This is a genomic window from Coprococcus sp. TM115-187, from assembly GCF_027679115.1.
GTDB classification, from domain to species: Bacteria; Bacillota; Clostridia; order Lachnospirales; family Lachnospiraceae; genus Allocoprococcus; species Allocoprococcus comes.
On the sequence record NZ_JAQEKS010000008.1, the window covers coordinates 36,647 to 61,101 of the forward strand.

The window sequence follows — 24,455 nt, forward strand, 5'->3', positions numbered from 1 at the left end:
TCTTATTTTTTCTTTTTCGCAAGCTTTTCCTGTTTCTTCTTTTCATAATAGCCTTCTGCTTTTAAAATTTTTCTCTTTTTCACATCTTTCCAAAGAGCATAAGCCATCCAGAGAATTAAAACAGCAGCCAGAACATAAAGTACCTTTACGATCTTCTGAACCAGATTCGTCTGCTTTGTAATCGTCGGTCTTAATATATCCGTATTTCCTGTTTTTTCTGCATAATTCATGTTTGTCACACGAGCATTCAAATAAGTATAGATAATATGTTTTGCCGTTTCACGAAGTGCTTTCTGATAAGAAGCCGACTCTGTTTCTCCATTGATCGGACTCATCATATTCATCCAGATATCTCCACCTGCACGAAGCATCTGTCCACCGTTCATATATTCTGCATGGTCAGAAAAATCTGTGACAACCGTTCCTTTGAATCCCCATTCATCACGAAGAATTCCAGTCAAAAGTGCTTCACTTCCGCCAGCCCATACAGCTCCGATACGATTATAAGAAGTCATAAGTCCGGTTGCGCCATAATCTTCAACCAGGATTCTGAATGGCTTCAGATAAACCTCACGTAATGCCTGCTCTGGCATCCACAGATATACAGAATCACGGTAAATTCCGGACTCTCCATCATTACAGATAAAGTGTTTTATATACACATACATACCTGCACTCATAACACCTTTTACTTCATTTCCGGACATCAAGCCAGAAAGTATTGAATCCTCTGAAAAATATTCATAGTTTCTACCATTAAGTGGAGAACGATGGATATTAACGGATGGACCATATAAACCACCATATCCAAAGGCTGCTCCTTCCTGTCCCATCTGTAATCCCTGATTAAATGCCAGATCTTTATTCCATGTCTGTGCCAGTACTGTTGCATTTGCGAAACCAGTTCCTGATGCATTCATTCCCTGTGTAAACGATCCAACCTGGTTCGGTCCGTCAAAATCCAACGCAATTGGCTTTCCAACACTTTCAAATGCCCCTGTATTTACATATGCATAATTTACAGCTGTCTGCATTTCTTTGATTGTCAACTGATCCAATACATCTTCCCACTTTGGATCATCATAATCAGATCCAAGTTCTATTCCAAGCTCTGTAAGCTTACCGTTTTCTTCTACCTTCAGATTATTCTTTGCACCTGTTGTGATCGGCTCATCATTTTCATCGATCCAGTCATTTGCCATCTCATCGGTATACAGATTCAGTTTTTTGACATTTTCTGCCATTTCCCTTGTTTTGGTATTTTCTTTTGGATATGTTCCTGCAAAATCCGAACGTGTTAAATATATAATTCCTGATTCACTTTCCGAACCATCCAGACTGACTCCGTCTACTGCGTCTGCACCGGTAAATTTATTCGATACCGTATTTCCGGTTGTTCCGTCTTCCTGATATTGAATGTTATCCTTAAGATCAATATTAAACTGATTTTTTACAGTATGGGAATCTGTTCTGATAGAAAAAGTATAGGTACCCTCATCCAGCTCATACCCCGCAAAACCATTCTTATTATTATCATAAGCATCATAACTTGCCATATCCTCTGCTGATACAGTTACAACAACTTCTTCTGATTCTCCCGGTCCAAGTAATTTTGTTTTTGCATAATCACCAAGCTCTACCGCGCTTTTTTCGATTCCGCCCTTCTCATATGGAGCTGTATAATAGAATTCTACAACATCTTTTCCTGCTTTATCTCCTGTATTTGTCACTTTTACTGTAGCCGATACTGATCCATCTTTAGCTATCTCTACGCTGTGATCTTTCAGCTCCCAGTCAAAAGTTGTATAAGAAAGACCATATCCAAACGGATACTGTACAACCCCTTCGTATCCTTTTCCATGATCATTCTCTACTTGGTTCCAATAGCCTTCTGCATCTGCAGTTTCATACCATTTGTATCCAACATAAATTCCTTCCGCATAATCTTCATAGGATACCTGATCATACTGAAATTCTTCTCCAAGGTTACCATTACTGGTTCCATTATACGGATAAAGTCCTTTTCCATTAGAATAACTTCCTACACCATTTTCCCCAGCATTTGCATAACTGGCTGCTGTATTAAAATCATAAGCCCATGTATCCGCTGTATGTCCACTCGGGTTTACATCTCCCCACAGGATTTCCGGCAGTACACTCGCTGCATACTGTCCTGTATATCCGGCGAGCAGGCATGCATCAATTCCATCAATCGTTTCAATCTGTCCAAGCGTCATTACATTTCCGGTATTTAACACAACGATCACATGTTCAAAATTCGCTCCTGCATAAGTAAGTAATGCTTCTTCTTCCGTTGATAAATCTAAAGAAGTTCTGGTATCGTCTACAACAACTTCTCCATCCTTTTTATTGATCTTATACTGCTTCTGCGGATTATCATTACTCTCACCAGTCGGGCGACCAATTACAACAATTGCTGTATCTGAATAATCCTTTGCATTTTGCAATAATTCTTCTGTATAGGATTCTCCATCATTGATATCCGGCTCATATAGACGGCTGAAATCTTTCGGCCAGCTTGACAGTGCATTTTTGTACTCTCTTTCACCACAGAAATCCTGATACATTTTTTCCAGTTCTTCATTATATTCAATTCCATAATTTTTAAGCGCTGTAAGAATTGTTTCATCAGTACTTATAATCTGTCCAGAGCCAGAGCCACCTCCAAGCCACTGTGTAGAAGCCCAGCCAAATACATTGACCTTGTTTACATCTTTCGCTAATGGCAATGTTTCATTTTCATTTTTCAGAAGTACTGCTCCTTCCCGTTCGATATCCATAGACAAATCTTTCCCTTGATTTAAGATATCCTGCGTCTTTTTTTCTGTAATATCAATATCCATATCACCCATAAATCCCTGGAGCATTCCATTAAAAGGCATTGTAATCTGTGGAATTACAATAGCTGCTCCCAGAAAAATCACTCCAAATGCCATTCCAAAAGAATGTCTCACAAAATGCGGTTTTCTTTTTCTTTCCGCTTTTCGCTGTTTTCTTTCTTCTTTCGTTTTCATAACCTCTTTCCTCCGTTTTATTTATCTTATGTTCTTATCCTATCACATCATTTCTCCCCTGGTAAAAATCTGCATAATCTGCACTTTTTCCGCACAAACGGTTTCTGTGCTATAACTTTTTCACAAAATAAGCGCCATGTTTTTATGCATTTTCACATAACCATGACGCTTTTTTACAAAATCTTTTTAATTCTCTTTTTTATTTTCTTTCATCGGAATCAGAATTTTCAGGTCAAACCAATGATCCTTCGTATCAATACTGACCGCACCTTCATATTTATTGACCGTATACTTAATACTCTTCAGTCCATATCCATGAGATGATTTTTCTTTTTTGGTTGTGATCAGCGAACCTTCTTTATACTGCAATTCCTCTTCATAATAATTCTCAAACCGGAGAATCAGAAAACTTTTCTGCCTTGATACCGTCACATGAATCAGGCGTTTCTCCTTTTCCGGGATCTTCATTTCGCACTCGATCGCATTGTCAAGTGCATTCCCGAAAATGCTGCAGATATCCATGACATCCATAAAATCCAGAAGTGTTCCGTCTGCCACACAGGTGAATATAATCCCATGCTTGTTGCAGTACAGGCTTTTCGTTGTAAGTACCGTATCCAGAACTTTATTTCCCGTCTTGTTCTGCGCTTCATACTGGCGGATTTCCTCCTCCATCCGGTTCAGGAATTCTTCTCTTTTCTTCGGATCTTCCTCACTTCTGAGTACTGCGATCTGGTGTTTCAGATCATGATATTTGTAATTGATCAGGTCAATGCTTTCTCTGGACTGCTTATACTGCACATACTGGTTCTGAAGGACATTCTGCACTGCTTCCAGCTCCTTTTTCACACGCAGTTCCCCACACTGGATCAGATGCGCATACAGAATCGCAATTCCTCCGATATCGACTAAAGTTCGGATATTTCCGATTTCAAAAGAATACGTTCCGGAAAATGGTGTATTACTTGTCAGGAAACTCAAATTACTCACTGCAAATACCGCAATAGCAATCAGCTGTGCAGAAAACAATTCTTTCGGACTGATATTCATTTTCCCGTCTTTCGGCAGATGTGTCTGCATGATTTTCAGCAAAACAAATGCAATGCATCCATAAATTCCAATCAACAGTAATGCCCTGATCCAAAGTGCCGGCATCTGTCCCTTCCAGATAAAACACACGACCTGCCATTCGATTGATGCCAGGAACTCCGCCACTACAAACGCGATCATCCCAAAGTAAATTGCATCTGTACTGCCAATATCACAGCATCCATAAATAAATCCGATCATCAAAATTACCGCAATGACCATACACGGAATCCAGAAATAAATCATCAGATTCCCTGTCACAACAAGGAACACGCTCTGAACCACCAGTGCCCCTGCCATCAGCGGAATCGTCTTCTTAGCCATTCTTTTCTTCAGTGGCAGAATGAAAATCATACATGCCAGCCACTCCGCAAGTGCCGTATAAAACCGTGGGATATCCGGCATTATCGTATCCATCATTTTACAATCTCTCCCCAGTATTTTGTCAGTTCTTCCATAAATTCTTTTTTCCGGGCACGGCTCAGCACCAGCTGTTCCCCTTTTACCGTCGCACATCCATCCTGGATCCCGTCCACATGCTGCAGGTTGATCAGATAGCCTTTATTTCCACGGCAGAAATTCATCCCCTTCAGTTTTTCTTCCATTTCCTTCATCGTTCCGCTGGTCTCGTAATCTCCCAGGATCGTATGCAAGATCAGAGTATGTCCCTGACTTTCGATATAGTAAATATTAGCGATATTGACGCGCACGGCACCGCCTTTGATATTCACCATGATCACTTTCTGTTCTCTCTTCTTCATTCGTCCGATCGCCCGGTTCAGACGCTGGGAAAAGGCAAAATAAGAAACCGGCTTCAACACGTAATCCAGGGCATCCACTGCATATCCACGGATCGCATACTGTGCCATGTTCGTGATAAAAATAATGACAACCTCGGTATCCATCTTGCGGATTTCTTCTGCCGCAGACATACCATCCATGAATTTCATTTCCACATCCATCAGGATCAGGTCGTACTGTGACTGATATTTGTGTACGATCTGGTCTCCATCTGTGTAAACTGTAATATCAAACAATTCTCCGTTCTCTTTTTCATACTGATGCAGAAAACCCTGTAACTGCTGCGCATACAGTGCTTCATCTTCTACGATTGCAATCTTTATCATTGGTTTCCCTTCTCCTTTCCCATTAAATACGCCAAAGGGGGACTTGCACTTAAAATTATTTTAGTACAAGTCCCTGTCTATTTCTACTTTTTTCTTTTAGTCTCGCTTTACTGCTGCCCGGATCAGATGCCCTGTTCCCTTAATCCGGTGTCCGTTCGCCATTTCGGTCAACGCTTCTGCCATTTCCATCGTCACAAATCCACCGGTCATCTTTGCGTATCCACGGATCGGCATATTATAGTTAAACAGTACATTTAAGTTTGGTTTACCCTGCCATTCGCTGATCTTCAGCAGGATTCTCAGTACACCATAGAACAGCTTTCCAAAAATCCCTTTTCCATAATACAGTTGGCACACAGCATCGTTCATTCGGATCTCGCCGCTCCAGCTTCCATCCGGAATCTCTCTTCCGTAAAGACGGGTAAATTCTTCATCCGAAATGTCTTTGATCTGTCCACTGAAATATTCCGGCATTTCTTCTTTTTTGTAGCCGCCATTTTCTACAGTTCCCACTACATCCAAAGTATCTTCCAGAAGCATATGTTCAGCGTTCTCACCGATCATGATCTGATAAGTTCCGGATTCAATTTCCCAACTGTCCGTTCTGGTATCATAGAACCGGAAGCTATTATCATCAAATAAAATCTGGACTTCTTTTTCCTCTCCCGGTTCCAGTTCCACTCGCCTGAAACCTTTCAGCTCGCGGACCGGACGGAAAATGGTATCGGATTGCTTTCCTACATAAAGTTGTGTGATCTCAGTTCCTGCCACATTTCCTGTATTCTTAACAATAAATTTCACGCCTTCGGAAGATACCTTCAGATCCTTATACTCAAAATTCGTGTAGCTGAGTCCAAATCCAAATGGGAACCGTGTCATTTTTCCAATCGTTGTATAATAACGGTATCCCACATAAAGGGATTCTCTGTATTCACTGCTCCGTTCCTTGCTCGGATAATAAGCATATGCCGGCGTATCTTTGTAATGAAGCGGATAAGTCTCATTCAGCTTTCCGGACGGATTTACCTTACCTGTCAGCACATTCATCATCGCAGAGGCGCCTGCCTGTCCACCCAGATATCCATGTACGATTCCTTTTACATATGAGTACCATGGCATTTCAATTGCAGATCCTGCGGAAAGAACAACAATTACATTAGAATTGACCGTCGTTATTTCATCCAGAAGCGTATCCTGCGCATATGGCATATCCATATGGGTACGGTCAAGTCCTTCCGATTCACTGATCTCATCCAATCCACCGAAGAAGAGAACCACATCTGCCTTTCTTGCCGCTTCAATTGCTGCTTTCATCAGCTTTTTATTCGGTTTCCTATTACGGATATACCCCTGCTCGTAAGCAATGACATCCACGCCGCTCTCACCGATCACGTCCATGATTGCCTCCGGCTGTTTGGTCGGATTCACAAGGGAAGAACCTGCTCCCTGATATCTTGGTGTCTTTGCAAAATCTCCGATCACGGCAACTTTTGTCCCCGGTTTTAATGGAAGGATCTGATCCTCATTTTTCAGAAGAACAATGCTTTCCTCCGCTGCTTTTCTTGCGAGCTTATGATGTGCTTCTATATCAAACTGCTTTCCTTTTGCATCCTCAGTTGCCTGATGGGTTGCAAAGATTACATTTAACAGCTCATCCAGTCTCTGGTCCAGCACAGATTCTTCCAGATCTCCGTTCTCCACTGCACGGATAATGTCACGCATACCGGATTTCCCGGTTCCCGGCATTTCCAGATGACTTCCGTTCTTTACACCCAGCGCATGATCGTTGCTTCCACCCCAGTCAGAAACTACAAAGCCATCAAATCCCCATTCATCCACAAGGATTTCCTGTAGCATATGGCTGTTTTCATTTGCATAAATACCATTCACTTCATTATAAGAAGACATGATCGATTTTGATTTTCCTTCTTTGACTGCAATCTCAAATCCGGTGGTATAGATTTCACGGAATGTTCTTTCATCAACTACAGAATTATTCGCCATACGGCGAAGCTCCTGGCTGTTTGCCGCAAAGTGCTTTGGACATGCGGCGATTCCTTTACTCTGGATTCCACGCACATAGGCTGCTGCCATCTTTCCTGCGTGATACGGATCCTCTGAAAAATATTCAAAGTTTCTTCCGCACAGTGGACTTCTCTTGATATTCAGTCCCGGTCCAAGGATCACATTGACTCCCATGGTAACTGCTTCTTCCGCAAGTGCCTCTCCGATTTCTTCTCCAAGTGCCTCATCCCAGCTGTTTGCAACGCCTGCTGCCGTCGGGAAACAGGTCGCCGGAAGGCTGGCGTTTAATCCAAGATGATCCCCTGCTCCTGCCTGCCTTCTCAGCCCGTGAGGCCCGTCTGACATTGTCATCGATGGAATTCCATATTTTTCAAAATCTACCGTCTCCCATGTATTTTTACCTGACATCATCCGTGCTTTTTCTGCTAATGTCATTTGTTTTATGATATTCTCATACTTCATTTTCATTTTGAAACCACCTTATTTATTCTATCTCTGTTTCTTTTCCTGCTGAAAATAGCATAACACAGAAAGCAGGCTGTAAAAGCCTGCTTGCATAAATGGTTGAAAATTCTTCACGAACTGCATTTTTAATTACATTTTTCAGTTATAACTTTTTTATATTTTGCTTTACTGCGCAGTTGAAAAATGATAATATTTATCAACATAATACATTTAACCGGGAAGCCGGGGGACGTGCTGCACCCGCTCCGAGCCTGTCGGAGGTGGTGCTAATGAGTACATATGAAGAATTACAACTCATCGTATCCGTTGCGGTACTTATTGTTGCAATACTTAATTATACACATAAAAAGTAGCCGTCCTAAACTTTTGGCGAGTTGACGACTACTTTCTAAACTAGATTATTTTCGCCGGAGTGGGTAAATTGCGGTTACCTTCCGACTTTCCTGTTAAGTGTATTATAAAGCACATATATAAATTTGTCAAATACACAAAAATAGTGCAATAGCAATGCTACTACACTATACACTAAAGTGGAGAATACGAGATTCGAACTCGTGACCTCCTGCTTGCAAGGCAGGCGCTCTCCCAACTGAGCTAATCCCCCATATGACGTTTGCGACTTAATTAAAATATCACAAACGTCCCTCTTTGTCAACTGTATCTGCTGATTTTATAACAGCTGTATCATTTCTACAGCTGTGTTTATTTTGCTCAAATATTCTCTACTATTTCTTTTCCGTATTTTTATACGCCGTCTCATAGAACACTTCCTGTGAATCCAGCTTTTCTTCATTGATATCACGATCTACATAATCGCCGTCTGCAGTCAGTTCTTTTCCTTTTTCATCATCCTTCATCATGGTGTCAAACATCCAGTCCAGTCTTTCACGCAACGTATCATCCAGAACCGGAGCTGCAACCTCCACACGTCGGAGCGTATTTCTCGTCATATAATCAGCTGATGCAATATACACTTTTTCTCTGTCCGGCGTTCCGAAACAATAAATACGGGAATGCTCCAGAAATCTTCCAACAATGCTGATTACTTTAATATTTTCTGTGTATCCTTTGATACCAGGAATCATACAGCAGATTCCACGGACGATCATTTCAATCTTCACACCCACCTGTGATGCTTCCACAAGCTTCTCAATGATCACTTTATCAGTCAGTGAATTGATCTTGATTCCGACATACGCATCTTTCCCGTTCTTTGCGTGACGTATTTCCTCATCGATCATATCGAGTACTTTATTCTGGAGACATTTCGGTGCAACCAGCAGGATGTGCGTTTCCTCTATCGTCTCACCGCGCAGCAGACATGCAAATACTTCTGCCGCTTCTTTTCCGATTTCCTGCTTTGCTGTGATCAGTGACAGGTCTGTATATAAAGTAGAAGTCTTTTCATTATAGTTACCGGTTCCGATCTGAGTAATATATTCCAGACCTTTATCTGTCTTTCTGGTGATCAGGCAAAGTTTTGAATGTACCTTGAATCCATTCAGACCATAAATTACACGGCATCCGGCTTCTTCCAGCTTTCTGGAATATTCAATGTTACTTTCTTCATCAAATCTTGCACGGAGTTCAACCAGTACCACCACTTCTTTGCCATTTTCCGCTGCCTCAACCAAAGCATCTACGATCTGGCTTCGAACTGCCAGACGGTACAAGGTCATCTTGATGGACACTACAGAATCGTCTCTTGCCGCTTCATAAAGCAGGTTGGTAAATGATTTAATATTTTCAAATGGATAAGATAACAGAACATCTTTCTGCTCAATCTGTGCGATCAGACTTTCTTTTTCTTTCAGCTGCGGTGTCATTCGCGGACTCCTCTTCTGATAGAACAGCTTTTCCTTTTCTGCTCCTTGCATTCTCAGATAATTCTGGATTGCAAATACAAATGATAAATCAAGTGGTACTCTCGACATAAATACGTGGTTTTTATCCATATGAATATATTTGCAGATCTCTGCGATCAGCTTTTTGTTGATCTTTCTGGAGAATTCCATGCGGACAGGATTCATACGTTTTCTCTGCTTTACCAGATTTTCCATGGCATCTCTGTAATCCATATCTTCATCATAAATGGTTTCTGTATCAATATCCGCATTTCTCGTAATTCTCAGGAGAGATTTTTCTTTGATTTCATATTTTTTAAATAATTTCGGCAAAAAATGAAGAATCAGTTCTTCCGAGAGCATAAAGGTTCCCGGTCTGGTCGGAATGTCGATCAGACGCTTAAATACATTGTTACTGCACGGAATGATCGCCGTTTTTGTCTTTCCACCCTTCGTTGCAAGCAGTGCAACCGCATAGATCTCTTTATTCTGTAAGAATGGAAACGGCTGCTGTTTGCTGATGATATTCGCAGACAGATATGGTGCAATTTCATTATCAAAGTAAGTTTCCAGTAATTCCCCTTCTTTTCCTGAAAGCTTGTTGAAATTGATAATCCGGATTCCCTGCGGCTCCAATTCTCCCATTAACTGCTCGTAAATAACTGCTTTCTTTATATCAAGCTCTCTTGTTGCATCAATGATCGCTTTTACCTGCTCTTTGCTGGTCATATTGGTTTTATTCTCACGGACTACTTCCGATGATTCCATCTGATCCATCAGTGTACCTACCCGCACCATATAAAATTCATCCAGATTAGATTGATAAATAGACGCAAAAGTAAGTCGTTCTGCTAAAGGTACTCTCGGATTCCCTGCTTCATTTAATACTCTCTCATTAAATTTTAACCATGACAGTTCCCTGTTCATCATATATGGTTCTGGTTTTAACTGCTTCTTTTTCATTTGTCTACTTATCTCCTTTTGCTAATTTGAATATTTTATAGCTACGCTTAAGAATTAATTATACATCTGAATACACTTTCATATCTACCTTCTTAAAGAACTGTTTTTGTAAAATCCATGTAAAATGATGCTTATACCAACTGACTTCCATATAATTCTCGGTCGGTAATCTTTGGTCATCTTCATTTCAATACTTTGCGATATCCTAAATATCCTGAAATCACACCGAACAGAATTCCTCCAAGAACATCTGTCGGATAGTGTACATACAGATATAACCTCGATATTGCGATCAGACATGCCAGCACAAGCGCAAATTTCCAAAGCTTCTTTTCACCTGCCAGGTACAAAGCTGTTACCGAAGCAAACGAAGCTGCCGTATGTCCGGACGGAAAAGAATAATCATGAAGCTTTGCTACCAGAAGGTGTACACCTGTATTCACATCATATGGTCTTGTCCGTGCTACAAGATTTTTCAAGACAATATTGCAAAGTAATACATCTACTACTAAAGCAACCACCATAACCGCACCGCTTTTTCTCGTTTTAGGAATCAGAAGCAATACTATGCTCAACACAATCCATATAATTCCTGCATCCCCAAGTCTTGTGATAAATACCATGATTTTATCCAGAAAAGGCGTATGCAACGTCTGGATCCAATCCAAAATACTTAATTCAATGTTCATAAATTTCCTCCTGCTTTCTTCATCAGTATTTTTACTTTTCTATAGAATAACATAGATTACAGTTTATATGAATTTTTAGAATTACAAATTTTTTACAAACAATCTTTTGAAAAATGACGGTTACACAGGGCGTAACTTCAATCGTCCCGGATTTCAGGCAATGCTTGCAGAAGCCGAAGCCTGGAAAATCGGCACAATTATCGTCAAGGATATGAGCCGTTTCTGCAGAAACTATCTTGAGGTCGGCTTTTATACTGAGATTCTGTTCCCCAAGAAGCAGATACGCTTTATTGCAATCAATAACAGCGTGGACAGTGACAAGCCGCAGGATAACGACTTCACCCCATTCCTCAACATAATGAACGAGTGGTATGCCAAGGACACCAGCAACAAAATAAGCCGAGCAAGAAGCGGTGGAAAAAGCCGACACCGTAACGACAAAGCTGAAGAACGATTCCAAATCTCCACAGACCGGCGATTCCAGCAATTTTGCTTTGTGGCTTGCCTTGCTGTTTATCAGCGGCGGTGCTGCCATTGGTACAACGGTTGTCAGCAGAAAGAAAAAGTACAACAAATAATTGAATAGCGTTCCCTTGCTCCATCTTCCGAGCAAGACAAAAGCGTCGTAGCAATACGGCGCTTTTTTGTTACCCGGAAGTGACAAACAGCGGCTTTTGAATGGTTGGCGGTAAAGGATACCGCCGTCAAAACAAAGCCGCTCATATCGAAAGAAAACGCCCAAAATCGCCCCGAAACCATACAACGGGAAACGGTTTTGGGCATTTCTGCGTTTCGGGAACAAATCGGCAATTAGGCAGCACAAAGGAGGTGTCCTCTATGCCCCGTATGCCGAAATACCTCAAGGAAGAATGGGCGTTCTTTCTTGATGAGCGTGGCAGGAAGAAATATAGTAAGTGAATTTTGATGCCAAAAAAGAAACTCAATCTATTTGCCAGTAAATGCAATTATCACCGCCTCATAAGGACGCAATATATTTCCTTCTCTGTCGTCCTCATAATTCCGGATCCAGACTTCCCCGGCTTTCCACTCATCAAGCAATGGGCAGCTAACTTCCTCATCCGTAAAGTTTGTACATACCAGCATCTTTGTATGCTCATCTGTTCTCGTATAGGCGAAAATTCTCTCATCTTCCGGCAGAAGAAGTTCAAATTTTCCATTCACGAATACTGGATTTTCTTTTCTTAAACGAATCAGCTTCTGATAATAGTAAAATACCGAATTTTCATCTTCCAGTGCCTCTTTGGCATTGATTCTGGTATAATTTGGATTCACGGCAAACCATGGTTCTCCTGTTGTGAATCCTCCGTTCTCATCCCCGCTCCACTGCATCGGAGTACGGGCATTATCACGGCTTCTTGCGTAGATAGACTGCATGATTTCTTCTGGCTGATATCCTTTTTCCAGACGCTCTTTGTACATATTCAATGTCTCAATATCTTCATATTCCTCAATGCTGTCAAACTGCACATTCGTCATTCCCAGCTCTTCTCCCTGGTAAATGTAAGGAGTTCCCTGCATTCCATGAAGCATTGTCGCCAGCATTGTTGCCGACTCTTTTCTGTATTTTCCGTCATTTCCCCAACGCGACACAATTCTAGGAAGATCATGGTTATTCATGAACAGACTGTTCCATCCTGTCTGATATAAAGTATTCTGCCACTTTGCAAGGCATTTTTTCAGCTTAACCAGATTCAATGGAATCGTATCCCATTTTTCTTTTCCTTCTTCCTGATCAAGCATAATGTGCTCAAACTGAAAAACCATAGAAAATTCACTGCCATCTGGATTACTATATTTCTTTGCAATTTCCGGTGTTGCTCCCCAGGCTTCTCCAACAGTGATCATATCCCCCTTCTGAAATGTTTCTCTGCTTAGTTCACGCAGAAATTCATGCAGCTTTGGTCCATTATTTGTGATCTTAAGATCTGGCTCTTTTGCAATCTGATCGATTACATCCAGACGAAATCCGCCTGCCCCTTTTTCCATCCACCAGAGAATCATATCATAGAGCTCTCTTCTCACTTTCGGATTCTCCCAGTTCAGATCCGGCTGTTTCACTGAAAATTGATGAAAATAATACTGTCCCAATTCTGGAACCCACTCCCATGCCGGTCCACCGAATACAGAATTCATATCGTTTGGATAAACGTCTTCTTCTCCGTCACGCCACACATAATAATCATGATACGGATTGTCTTTACTTTTCTTTGCTTCCAAAAACCATCTGTGTTCATCTGAAGTATGATTCAATACAAGATCCATCATAATTCGGATTCCGCGTTTCTTTGCCTCCACAAATAACTGTTCCATATCTTCCATTGTTCCGAACATTGGCTCAATATCCTGATAATCTGAAATATCATATCCATTGTCATCCTGTGGAGAACGATACACCGGCGAGAGCCAGATTGCATCTATTCCAAGTTTTTTCAAATAATCCAGTCTGCTGATAATTCCTGGAATATCACCTATTCCATCTCCGTCCGAATCTTGAAAGCTTTTCGGATAAATCTGATATACGACTGCATTTTTCCACCATTTATTCTTATTTTCCATACCCAATTTCGATATCTCTCCGGCAGATTATCTGGTTCTACCGGGACATCCTCTCCTTTCTTTACATGCTCTCTAAATTCTACGAATGAGTGTTCCGTTCACACCAAGTATCTCTCCATCAAATTTTCGGGCAAAAAGAATTTTTCCATTTCCTTTTACTTTTATTTCTTCCTCCGATGCATTTAATAGAACCTCAATTTTATTACCTTCTTCATCTAATTTTATGTATTCTACACATCGATCATTTTTGTACGTATCCGGAAAATGGAAATGCGGGCTTCTGCACATTTCCTCGTTTCTTCTAAGCATGATCAGTTTCCGCATCATTGCAATTTTTTCCTGATTCTCTTTGCTTTCGATCTCGCTCCATGGCATACATCTTCTGCAATCCGGGTCATGTGCACCTTCCATCGCAATCTCTGTTCCGTAGTAAATACAAGGACTTCCCGGAAGTGTGAAGAGAATTGCAAGCTGCTGATAGAATTTATCCAGATTATGAAAACGGTTCATAAGTCTCTCTGTATCGTGGGAATCCAGCAGATTGAAGAGTACATCGTTATTCTGCTGCATATACATAGTATAACAACGATTTACCATATATTCAAATTCCTCTTTTTTCATCGTTTTATCTAGAAAAAAGTCATGGATTCCACTGAGCAGCGGGTAATTCATAACGGAATCATATTCATCTCCTTGCAGCCACTGGCTTGCATCGTGCCAGATTTCTCCCAACAGATAAATGTCCGGTTTTATCGTTTTTAAATGTTCTCGCATCCGCTTTAAGAACCGATGTGATACTTCATTTCCCACATCAAAACGGATTCCGTCTATATCAAATTTTTGAATCCATTCCTCGCAGACCTTACAAAAATACTCAATTACTTCTTCATTATTCGTATTTAATTTTGGCATCGTATCTGCAAATGCAAAAGAGTAAAAGCGCCTGTCTCTTGTGTCTGCTCGTTTTCCGATCTCTTCCCAGTCTTCTATCATAAACCAGTCCGCATAACGGGAATCTTTCCCATGCTCCAGTACATCCATCCACGGCGCGAATTTTCTTCCGCAGTGATTAAATACTGCGTCAACCATAATACGGATTCCTTTTTCGTGCGCTTCCCTGCAAAGTGCTTTCATCATTTCTTCATTGCCGAAAGCCGGATCAATCTTTGTATAATCTGTAGTATCATATTTGTGGTTAGATTCTGCTTCCATGATCGGATTCAGATAAATTCCGGTAATTCCCAGCTCCTGAAGATACTGTAGTCTCTGACGGATTCCCTCCAGATTTCCTCCGAATTTTTCCTGATTTGTCACTGTTCCGTGATTTCTCCACGGTGTGATATCATTTCCATTCTTTTCCGGTGTCCCATTGCAGAACCTGTCCGGGAAAATCTGATACCAGATCGTATCATTCACCCATGCAGGTGTGCGGTTTATATCTGCTGGATTCATCCATGGTACAATAAAACACTGCTGCATACGGCCATCCATCTGAAGCTGTTCTTCTGTCAGGAAACCGTCTTCAAAATAATACCAGACTTCCTCTTCTGTTCTCAGCTCAAAATAATATTTGCATCTTTTATATGCAGGAAGAAGCGTTGTTGTCCACCAGATTTGATAAGGCAGACGTTTTTTATAAATAATTTCCTCTCTTTTTCCTGTCCATTTTTCATTTCCACCCAGAATCCCGGCCTCATAAGGATCTCCGTAATGGATAAACACCTGTTTTACATCATACCCGGTCTTAATATTTACAATCAGTCTGTCCTCATCCAGAGGATAACTCATCTGCCCTGATGTTTTATGATATACACCGGTAAATTCCATCTTATTCTTCCTCCAATTTTTCATAAACACGCAGGATTTCCCCTACACTCCACGCCTGTGCAAAACATCCTTTTGAAGAAACCGGAATCTCTCCATCATAAATTTCAGGGAGCTGGCCAATACATCCTTCACGCATTGCACTTTCCAACACTTCCAACTGCTTTGCCACAATCTCTTTTGCTTCTCTTGAATCTTTATTTACTTTTAGATAGGCGAGATAATATCCACCCATCGGAAAAGTCCAGACGGTTCCCTGATGATAAGCAAGATCTCTTTTTATCATCTCTCCGCCGTAGCTTGCATGAAATTCCTCGTCTTTTGGATCTAATGTCCGAAGTCCATAAGGCGTATACAACCTTTCAAACACTGTATCTACAATCTGTCTTTCTTTCTCTTCGTCCAGCATAGTAAACGGCATAGACACCGCCCATATCTGATTACAGCGAATTTGTGTATCTGCCTTTGTTTCTGAGATTACATCCTTCAGGCAGTGTTTTTCCTCCATCCAGAATTCTCGTGCAAAAGATTCTTTCACTTTCTGTGCGAGTTCTCCATATTTCTGCTTTTCATTTTTCTTCAAAACTTCTGAAAACTTTTGCATGATACAAAGCGCATTATACCAGTAAGCATTGATCTCCACCGGTTTCCCATGTCTTGGTGTCGGAAGGATTTCTCCCACACGTACATCCATCCATGTCACCTGATCCTGCCCCGCTCCGGCACTGATAAGACCATCTTCTTCCATATGGATATTGAAATTTGTTCCTCTCTCATAACCGGAAATAATCCTTTGCATTACCGGATACATTTCCTCTACAAATTTGATGTCCTGAGTTTTTTCATAATATAACCACACGCAGTTGATAAATAATAGTGCCGCATCTACAGTATTATAAAGTGGCTCATTCTCCCCCTCCGGGAACAGATTTGGCATCAATCCATCTTTTTCATAAAATGCAAATGTCCGCAAGATTGATTTTGCACTTTCAACTCTTCCTGTGGAGATGCAGATTCCCGGAAGTGCAATCATTGTATCTCTTCCCCAGTCTTCGAAAAATGGAAAGCCGGCAAGGATGGTCAATCCATCCGTAGACTCTCTTTTTGAAAGGAACTTGTCTGCACTACAAACCAGTGTCTGTGCCAGTTTATTTTTCAAACCTGAAGTCTTTATAAGCTTCTCTTGATGATGGTTCTGTTCTTCTTTCATTTTATCAAATATTTTTTTTGCGTCTATACCTTTCAGACTTTCCATCGAATAAATCACTGTTAAATCTGTCTCTTCCCCTGGATTTACTCGTTTTTTAATCTGATAAACTGCGCCTGCTGTTCCATTTTCCCGTCTTCCATCACATTCATCGTAGCTATAAAAATACGTCTCTTTCTTTTCTGTGAATCCTTCTACTTCTCCATTTGTTTCAAAGAAAAGAGCATACTTTCCATCGGTAATCTTTTGCTCTTGTCTTGAAAATATCTTATCTTCTTTCAAATCTTCCCCTTTGGGTTCAAATTGAAAAAACGGAGTTACACAGAGAGCGGCCTCTTTCTGACCACGGTTTTTCAGATGATAATTCACTGCAATCTGATTGCTGCCCTGTGCCATCACAATCTCTTTTTCTATCTCTATTCCGTTTATCAGATAACGCCACGAAGGAAGAATTTCAAAAGAAAATTCTGTAAGATAACGGTATCCTTCTTCTTTTGTTCCATCTGCAAATTCCTGGGTTGAAAGAACATATTTTGATTCTCCGATATCCAATTCTTCCTTCATCCGATGAATCATATTTATCCTATGATTTGGAGCTTTCGTACATGACATGAATACCGAATGGTCATTTCTTGCCACAGCTCCGGTCATCGTAAGCGAAGAAAAACCTCCCAGACCATTAGTTAAAAGATAGCAGTTTTCAAGTCCTCTCTCCAACGTTTTCCAATCCTGTCTGCCATAGATCCACTTCATGCATTACTCCTCCTTAATCATTATTTACGTCCAAGTATCAACACGCTCTGCGGTGCAGCTTCTATCTGTCTGTCTGCACAGATTCCTTTTTCCCAACACCAGCTATCATCTGCATCGCTTAAGATTTCCCAGCCGTCATCCAAATATTTCACTTTATAACTACTTTTTTTTGCATTGTAAATTATCTTCACCTGACTCCATCTTGATGCTTCATCATTGAGCACAGTAAAACCTACTACGTCTTTTTCTTTCCACATATCCGTGATTTGTTTATAACTGTCTTTTGATTTGTCACAAAGTCCGGAGAGCTGTTTTCGAAGTGCAATCAATCCCTGATAATAATGAACCAGTTCCCTATTTTCCCATGCCTTTTCCCAGTTGATACGATTCAGGGAAATCGGAGCCTTAAAGGTATTATCCTGTCCATCTTTTGTACGGGCAAATTCTTCTCCTGATAAGAAAAACAATGTTCCCTGACAAGTCATATAAACTGCCGCTGCCATTTTATTCAGCCTCATACATTCATTTTCCTCTACGACTGTCTCTTTTAATTTATCCCATAATGTATGATTGTCGTGTGCCGATACATAAGTAACAATCTGCGAAGGTGCTTTCACATTTTCAAAACCTTCTGCTTGATAAGGATTTGCACACCACGCTGTCACACTTGCAAGCATTTCATCTTCTTTTCCTTCTGCGCCGTTTATAAACCCTGCTTTCTTTGCACGTAGTGCAGAACCTTTGATTCCATCTCGGGTACTGTCACAAAAAGCCCCGATATTTTCATCCAAAAGTCCGATATTTTCTTTTGCTGCCAGTTTTTTATTGCCTTCTACAGCTGTCTTATCCGCCGCCCATGGCTCTCCGTAAATGATCTTCTTTCCTTTTCCGTATCTCTGATCCAGTTCACTTCGGATCCGGTTCATCAGATCTACATCCAGAAGTCCCATCAGGTCAAAGCGGAATCCGTCAATATGATATTCCTCTGTCCAGTAAAGCACTGATTCCAGAATATATTTCGCACACATCTCTCTTTCGCTTGCAACATCATTTCCACATGCAGAACCATCGGAGATCTTCCCATCCGGAAATACCCGGTAAAAATACCAAGGTACAGTTCTCTGAAACCAGGAGTCCAGTGAATAAGTATGGTTGTAGACAACATCCATGATTACACCAAAACCAGCTTCATGAATTGCCTGGATCATTTCTTTCATTTCCCGAATTCTAACTTCACCATGTCTGGCATCTGTCGCATAGGAGCCCTCCGGCACATTGTAATTGACTGGATCGTACCCCCAATTGAATTCAGTATCTTCCCCTGCTTCATTTACAGAACCATAGTCATACATCGGCATGATCTGAATGTGTGTCACCCCGAGTTCTTTTAAATAATCCAGACCGGTCGGATGAATCCCATCCTTATTCAAAGTCGTATGTCTGCACGTAAATGCTTTGTATTTCCCACGATATTCTTCCGGAAAACCACCCGCCTTATCCCATGAAAATTCTTTTACGTGAAGTTCATATACGATTCTCTCCGGTCCTTCTTCTGGTGTCTGATCTTTTTCCCATCCTTTTGGATTGGTCTTTTTCAGATTCACTGCCATGCTGCGCAATCCGTTAACTCCGCATGCCTTTGCATATGGGTCTGCTGATTGGACTTCTTCGCCATTGCGTGTAATCAGATAATCATAATAAACACCGTGAAGTTCTTCTTTGCTCTCCCAACTCCACACACCCTTTTCTTCTTTTTTCATCGGAATCTGCTTGTATGCATTTCCTCCATCTCCTGTCTGATACAGGTTTAAACTAATGCATTCCGCCTGTGGTGACCACAGGCGGAATGTCGTTCCTTCTTCTGTACATTCTACGCCAAGATTATTTTCCTCATAAATATAATTTTCAAGAAACTCTTTTGTAGAATAATATTTTTTTAATTCTATTTTATCTTTCATCATCTTTCTTATCCTTTCACTGCACCTGATACTCCATCTACATAGTATCTCTGCATGAACAAGAACAGAATCGCAATCGGAATTGAAATCAGAACTGCCCCAGCTGCAAAACTGGTGTACCAACTGTCAATATATTCTTTTTCCAACATTTTCCAAAGTCCAATTGCAATCGTATACTGGTCTGAGTTTGCTCTGCAGATTACCTTTGCAAAAATGAAATCGAGCCACGGAGCCATGAAAGATGTCAGCACTGTATATACAATGATCGGCTTACTAAGTGGCAGTGTGATCTTGCTGAAAATCTGCCATCTGGTACATCCATCCAAAAGTGCAGCTTCATCAATTGCAACCGGAATTGTATCAAAGAATCCTTTTGCAATCTGGAAACCCAGTCCTGCACCACCGGAATAACATAAGATCAGAGCCAGTTTAATCAGGTTTCCTTCTGTAAGTCCCATCGCCTTTAAGATAAAGTACACAGCGATCATGGACATAAATCCCGGGAACAATCCCAAAATCATTGCCATGTTCATATATGGTTTTCTCATTTTAAATTTCAGTCTGGACAAACAGTAGGAAACTGCCAGCACATAAAATGCTGATAAAATGCAGGAACAAATTGCAATAAACAATGTGTTCATAAACATCTGCGGGAAATTCAAAATGGATGTATCAGTAAACAGTTTTATATAGTTGTCAAGCGTAAATGCTTTCGGGAAGAAGGTTGATACGTAAGAGCCTTTTTCCGCACGGAAGCTCGTCAGAATTACCCATGCAATTGGGAAAAGCCAGATAATTGCCAACACCGCAAGAACAATATGTACGATCGTATTGTTGATCATTTTCTTCTTTTTTGCAGATTGTAATTTCTTTCCTGCCATGATTAAAATCCTCCTTCTTCTTTATAGGATTTACTGTTACGGTATGTAAGAAGGCAACCGATTGCCAGAATGATAAAGGTCATAATTCCGATTACCGCACCAATGTTATAGTACTGTTTATCAATTGTCAGTTTGTAAAGCCATGTAACCAGAAGGTCTGTCTTACCTGCAGTTGAAGAAAGGTTTGTTACCGGATCTCCTCCTGAAAGAAGATAAATGACATTGAAGTTATTGACATTTCCCGTAAAGGTTACGATCAGATACGGTGTTGTCACATACAACATATATGGCAACGTGATCTTTGTAAATGTCTGGAATGCATTTGCTCCATCCACTTTTGCGGCTTCATAAAGTTCTCCCGGGATGTTCTGAAGTACACCTGTCAGCTGAAGCAGTGTATACGGTACTCCTACCCAGACATTGATGATGATAACAGTCACTCTCGCCCATGTCGCATCTGTAAAAAACGGAAGGCTTGCATCCCTTGCGATCAATCCAATATTTCTGAGAAGTACGTTGACCGCTCCTTCCGGCTGCAACATGGTACGCATGATCAAAAGAGATACAAACATCGGCACTGCACAGGAAAGAACAAAACAAAATCTCCAGAATCCTTTTGCTCTTGTTCCCTTTCTGTTGATCAGAAGGGAAAGGATCATTCCAAAAATATAATTGCTGAAAGTTGCAAAAAACGCCCAGATGATCGTCCATCCCAGAACAGACCAGAAGGTACTTCCAAGAATACTTTCGGAATCAAACAATGTCTTGAAATTATCAAGTCCCACCCAGTCAAACAGCATCAGATGGTTGCCGATACGGCTGTAATTAGTAAATGCCATACAGATCATGAACACCAACGGAAGTACAGTAAACACAAAGATGAATGCCGTTGGTGGCGTCATAAACAAGCGATACAGATTCTCATGCAGAAAGGATTTCAGATCTTCTGCAAATGTATTTACATGCATTCCCGCTTTCTGAATACATTCTGCTTTATATGCACTTCTTAAGGTTCCTCTCCATACAAGAATCATAAGAATTGTCAACAAGATTGTCGCCACACCATAAAGTAAAATCAGAACGGACTGATCTCCTTTTGTGTAAATATAGATTTGCTTCGCTTCATCCCATACTTCTTGCTGCTGCACAGTTCCAAGTGTCCGTAAACCACCGATAAACCCAATTCCATTTACTGCCATAAAGACGATGTAGGCAATTTCAACTGCCAGATACAAAAGTCCTTTGATAATCTGACCATGTACAATGTTTCCAAATCCCATCAGAATCATGGAAAGCTTAGTCTCTACTCCACCTTTTTTCACTGCATTTTTGCAGGTATATGGCGTTGGAAATTCATTGATTTTTTTCTTAAACATACTCATTCCGCTCACCTCTTAATTAATTCCATTGCTGTTCATTGCTTCATTCATTGCTTCCGTCTGTTCTTCGGCATTTTCGTGTGTCACACTCTTGTTACGAATTCCTTTTCCCATATTCTCGACCGGTGTCCAGCAATTACTCATGGATGCCACGAACGGCTGGAGTATTGATGTATTATTAAAGGTATCATTCTGTGCCTGAACAAGAGGATCGGATGCAATATCCTTTTCTTTCAGAAGTTCTGTATTACATGGAATCACGGTTCTCATCTCGTAGTGTGCTCTCTGTGCATCACTTCCTCCCAGATAAACAGCAAGTGCAACTGCCTGTTCCATACATTCACTATGTGCATTAACTCCGATTGCCTTTGAACCGGCATATGCTAGCATCTGCTTCTCTTGTCCGTTAATTGTATAAGTCGGAAGCGATGAAACTGCCATATTCTCTCCAAGTGCTTCTTTTATTGCATTTGCATCCCACGATCCGGTAAACATTGCCTTTACACTGCCATCACGAAGTCCTGCAAGTCCTGATCCATCTGCATCAATTTTAAAATTTGGATTTGCTGCCAGATCAATTGCATAATTGGTTGCTTCCACTGCCTTTTCTCCTGCAAAATCAACTCCTTTTGACTCATCTGTTCCATCTCCAAACAAGGTGCATCCATTTCCCAGATAGAATGCCGGAAGATACCACGAATTAGTAAATGGGAAGGATACTGTTCCTTTTTCCAGCATCGTATCCAGATTTTTCACATCTTCTTCTGAAAATACAGACTTGTCATAAAACATATACCAGGTATTAGTTGTAAACGGAACCCCGTAAAGTTCTCCGTCAACCGTCAACGAATCTAGAAGCTCTTCCGAGTTGGTTGATTCAATCTCTTCTTTATACTTTCCACCAAATTTTGCTACTGCATCCGCATCTGTAAGCGATGTGATCCTATCATTTGCATACAAAAATACATCTGCGCTTGCTTCCGGATCCTGTGCCACCTGATCTGCGGCAGTCGCTTCGTCAGCTACTCCATAGACAAATGTAATATCCCATTCCGGGTGCTCTTTTGCAAAATTGTTACACATTGTCTGAAGCCATTCACCACTGTCTTTTGACTGATCTTCGGATGGAGACCATACCATCAGTCTGACTTTTTCTGACCTTTTATCCGCCGTACTGCTCCCGCATCCGGTTAGTGCTGCTGCCACCAGCGTTACAGTCATGATTCCTGTTAGAAATGTTGCTAGCCCTCTTTTCATCGTCTTTCTTCCTTTCATTTTCTGTTTCGTATTGTTTCGTTAAACTTAATATACGTCTTTTTCAATTTTTCGTCAATCTCTTTTCAATCCGCTGCTTTTTTTGTTATTTTTTCACATTTCCCACCTTGTTTTTTTGTGCATTATTTTTTATTTTCTTGTTTTCGAAACTCGTCTAAACTTTTATTCTTCCTATAGTTCATTGCTTTTTACTATATCATTGTATATAATAAAATAAGATTTATTTTCCTACTTCATGAAAGGATCACATATTATGACTACAATCCAAGATATTGCTGATAAGATGAATGTTTCCAAGAGTACTGTATCCAAAGCACTCAATGATGCACCTGATATCAGCGAAACTTTACGGAAACAGGTTTTAGAAACTGCTGTAGCCCTGGGTTATACTAAACTACGTCGTTATAAGAAACCCGTAAAAAAAATCTGTATTATAACAGAAAAAGAGAATATACAATACGAAGAGCCACATCATTTTGCCTATGACATTCTGCTTGGTTTTCGCCAAATGGCTGAACCAGCCGGTTTTGATATTGAAATCGTACCTGTGGACGTTCAAATGCAACGGAACCAACGTTATGATGTTTTTATGTTGGAGCATGATTACGTAGGAGCTTTTGCAATCGGCTTTTCCCTGAACGACCCTTGGATTCAGGATTTTAAAACCAGCCACACTCCTGCCGTGCTTTTCGATAACTATATTATTGGGAATCCTTCTACTGCTTATGTAGGTATTGATAATGATGAGGGAATGGAACTTGCTGTCTCTTATCTTGCCGGACTTGGTCATCGTAAGATTGCCTATCTCAGCGGTTCTCTTGGCTCTCAGATTCTTCAGATACGACATGCAGCCTTTCTCCGTGCCATGCACCAGCATGGACTGAAGACTTCTTCTGATTCTACCGGCTGCTCTTATTATTTGTCTGAATGTATGGAAAAGCACCTGCCTCGGTTTCTGGAAAAAGGAATGACTGCTATCATCTGTAGTCAGGACACTCTTGCCAATTCAGCCCTTATCCAGTGTCAACAACTAGGATACAAGGTGCCTGAGGATATCAGTATTATTGGATTTGATGATATTCCGATTGCAGCATATACGTCTCCTCCATTGACTACAGTCAGACAAGACCGGCTTGAACTTGGGAAAAGCGGGTTCTTTGCACTATCAAGCCTGCTTAATAGCATTTCAATCAGTACATTTTTGTTACATGCGCAGCTAATTGAACGAAAATCTACGGGAGAAGTTCCTGTGACATAATATTTATCTAATTATTTTTATACAAAAAGGTTAGGAAACTCCCTTTCGGTTGTTTCCTAACCTTTTTTGATGGCATCTTTTATATTTTCCCAGTCCTATCCTAACC

General features: G+C 40.8%; 14 protein-coding genes, 1 tRNA gene and 1 pseudogene. 2 read left to right on the forward strand and 14 right to left on the reverse strand.

Features of this window, described 5'->3' with window-relative positions; translation table 11 throughout:
• Positions 1 to 2 precede the first annotated feature (2 nt).
• From PGW42_RS07595 to PGW42_RS07625, 7 genes are all read right to left on the reverse strand, one after another.
• The gene (locus PGW42_RS07595) at positions 3 to 3,035 is read right to left on the reverse strand and encodes a glycoside hydrolase family 3 N-terminal domain-containing protein (protein ID WP_270202955.1); all 3,033 of its coding nucleotides are present in this window, start codon (positions 3,033 to 3,035) and stop codon (positions 3 to 5) included.
• A gap of 186 nt (positions 3,036 to 3,221) precedes the next feature.
• A complete protein-coding gene (locus tag PGW42_RS07600; RefSeq protein ID WP_173825934.1) occupies positions 3,222 to 4,544 on the reverse strand; it encodes an ATP-binding protein in 1,323 nt (440 codons plus the stop codon).
• Entirely contained in the window at positions 4,541 to 5,251 is a 711-nt protein-coding gene (locus PGW42_RS07605) for a LytR/AlgR family response regulator transcription factor (RefSeq protein ID WP_117557884.1), read from the reverse strand. Before PGW42_RS07605 ends, PGW42_RS07600 begins: the two co-directional genes overlap by 4 nt.
• A 96-nt stretch (positions 5,252 to 5,347) precedes the next feature.
• Positions 5,348 to 7,744: a glycoside hydrolase family 3 C-terminal domain-containing protein gene (locus PGW42_RS07610; protein WP_270202954.1), complete on the reverse strand. Its 2,397-nt coding sequence runs from the start codon at positions 7,742 to 7,744 to the stop codon at positions 5,348 to 5,350.
• A 528-nt stretch (positions 7,745 to 8,272) separates the two neighbouring features.
• A tRNA-Ala gene (locus PGW42_RS07615) sits at positions 8,273 to 8,345 on the reverse strand.
• A 121-nt stretch (positions 8,346 to 8,466) separates the two neighbouring features.
• Positions 8,467 to 10,548 (reverse strand): polyphosphate kinase 1, encoded by a 2,082-nt coding sequence (gene ppk1, locus PGW42_RS07620; RefSeq protein ID WP_270202953.1) that lies wholly within the window; start codon positions 10,546 to 10,548, stop codon positions 8,467 to 8,469.
• Between the two features lie 182 nt (positions 10,549 to 10,730).
• Positions 10,731 to 11,237 (reverse strand): phosphatase PAP2 family protein, encoded by a 507-nt coding sequence (locus PGW42_RS07625; RefSeq protein WP_117835194.1) that lies wholly within the window; start codon positions 11,235 to 11,237, stop codon positions 10,731 to 10,733.
• Between the two features lie 112 nt (positions 11,238 to 11,349).
• Here PGW42_RS07625 and PGW42_RS07630 point away from each other — a divergent pair.
• A pseudogene (locus PGW42_RS07630) lies at positions 11,350 to 11,646 on the forward strand (recombinase family protein); the annotation flags it as partial.
• Between the two features lie 536 nt (positions 11,647 to 12,182).
• On the opposite strand, the gene PGW42_RS07635 reads toward PGW42_RS07630, so the two are convergent.
• From PGW42_RS07635 to PGW42_RS07665, 7 genes are all read right to left on the reverse strand, one after another.
• Positions 12,183 to 13,814 (reverse strand): glycoside hydrolase family 13 protein, encoded by a 1,632-nt coding sequence (locus tag PGW42_RS07635; protein ID WP_270202952.1) that lies wholly within the window; start codon positions 13,812 to 13,814, stop codon positions 12,183 to 12,185.
• A gap of 72 nt (positions 13,815 to 13,886) precedes the next feature.
• Positions 13,887 to 15,641: a glycoside hydrolase family 13 protein gene (locus PGW42_RS07640; protein WP_270202951.1), complete on the reverse strand. Its 1,755-nt coding sequence runs from the start codon at positions 15,639 to 15,641 to the stop codon at positions 13,887 to 13,889.
• Position 15,642: 1 nt separating this feature from the next.
• Positions 15,643 to 17,598, reverse strand: a complete 1,956-nt coding sequence (locus tag PGW42_RS07645; RefSeq protein WP_270202950.1) for an amylo-alpha-1,6-glucosidase — start codon at positions 17,596 to 17,598, stop codon at positions 15,643 to 15,645.
• A gap of 20 nt (positions 17,599 to 17,618) precedes the next feature.
• Positions 17,619 to 19,556 (reverse strand): type I pullulanase, encoded by a 1,938-nt coding sequence (gene pulA / locus PGW42_RS07650; protein WP_270202998.1) that lies wholly within the window; start codon positions 19,554 to 19,556, stop codon positions 17,619 to 17,621.
• A gap of 8 nt (positions 19,557 to 19,564) precedes the next feature.
• Positions 19,565 to 20,437, reverse strand: coding sequence for a sugar ABC transporter permease (locus PGW42_RS07655; protein ID WP_117557902.1), 873 nt, complete (start codon positions 20,435 to 20,437; stop codon positions 19,565 to 19,567).
• A gap of 2 nt (positions 20,438 to 20,439) precedes the next feature.
• Entirely contained in the window at positions 20,440 to 21,819 is a 1,380-nt protein-coding gene (locus tag PGW42_RS07660; RefSeq protein ID WP_117557904.1) for a carbohydrate ABC transporter permease, read from the reverse strand.
• 12 nt (positions 21,820 to 21,831) lie between these two features.
• A complete protein-coding gene (locus PGW42_RS07665) occupies positions 21,832 to 23,073 on the reverse strand; it encodes an extracellular solute-binding protein (protein WP_195502574.1) in 1,242 nt (413 codons plus the stop codon).
• A 271-nt stretch (positions 23,074 to 23,344) separates the two neighbouring features.
• Between PGW42_RS07665 and PGW42_RS07670 the strand changes: the two genes are divergently transcribed.
• Entirely contained in the window at positions 23,345 to 24,349 is a 1,005-nt protein-coding gene (locus PGW42_RS07670; RefSeq protein ID WP_117835188.1) for a LacI family DNA-binding transcriptional regulator, read from the forward strand.
• The last annotated feature ends 106 nt before the right edge of the window (positions 24,350 to 24,455 follow it).

What these genes read in the sequence shown, in the direction of transcription:
- PGW42_RS07665 (WP_195502574.1), bottom strand. Translation starts at nt 23,073, where the DNA reads ATGAAAAGAGGGCTAGCAACATTTCTAACAGGAATCATGACTGTAACG.
- PGW42_RS07660 (WP_117557904.1), bottom strand. Translation starts at nt 21,819, where the DNA reads ATGAGTATGTTTAAGAAAAAAATCAATGAATTTCCAACGCCATATACC.
- ppk1 (WP_270202953.1), bottom strand. Translation starts at nt 10,548, where the DNA reads ATGAAAAAGAAGCAGTTAAAACCAGAACCATATATGATGAACAGGGAA.
- PGW42_RS07640 (WP_270202951.1), bottom strand. Translation starts at nt 15,641, where the DNA reads ATGGAATTTACCGGTGTATATCATAAAACATCAGGGCAGATGAGTTAT.
- PGW42_RS07670 (WP_117835188.1), top strand. Translation starts at nt 23,345, where the DNA reads ATGACTACAATCCAAGATATTGCTGATAAGATGAATGTTTCCAAGAGT.
- PGW42_RS07610 (WP_270202954.1), bottom strand. Translation starts at nt 7,744, where the DNA reads ATGAAAATGAAGTATGAGAATATCATAAAACAAATGACATTAGCAGAA.
- PGW42_RS07655 (WP_117557902.1), bottom strand. Translation starts at nt 20,437, where the DNA reads ATGGCAGGAAAGAAATTACAATCTGCAAAAAAGAAGAAAATGATCAAC.
- PGW42_RS07595 (WP_270202955.1), bottom strand. Translation starts at nt 3,035, where the DNA reads ATGAAAACGAAAGAAGAAAGAAAACAGCGAAAAGCGGAAAGAAAAAGA.
- PGW42_RS07605 (WP_117557884.1), bottom strand. Translation starts at nt 5,251, where the DNA reads ATGATAAAGATTGCAATCGTAGAAGATGAAGCACTGTATGCGCAGCAG.
- PGW42_RS07645 (WP_270202950.1), bottom strand. Translation starts at nt 17,598, where the DNA reads ATGAAGTGGATCTATGGCAGACAGGATTGGAAAACGTTGGAGAGAGGA.
- PGW42_RS07635 (WP_270202952.1), bottom strand. Translation starts at nt 13,814, where the DNA reads ATGGAAAATAAGAATAAATGGTGGAAAAATGCAGTCGTATATCAGATT.
- PGW42_RS07625 (WP_117835194.1), bottom strand. Translation starts at nt 11,237, where the DNA reads ATGAACATTGAATTAAGTATTTTGGATTGGATCCAGACGTTGCATACG.
- PGW42_RS07600 (WP_173825934.1), bottom strand. Translation starts at nt 4,544, where the DNA reads ATGATGGATACGATAATGCCGGATATCCCACGGTTTTATACGGCACTT.
- pulA (WP_270202998.1), bottom strand. Translation starts at nt 19,556, where the DNA reads ATGAAAGATAAAATAGAATTAAAAAAATATTATTCTACAAAAGAGTTT.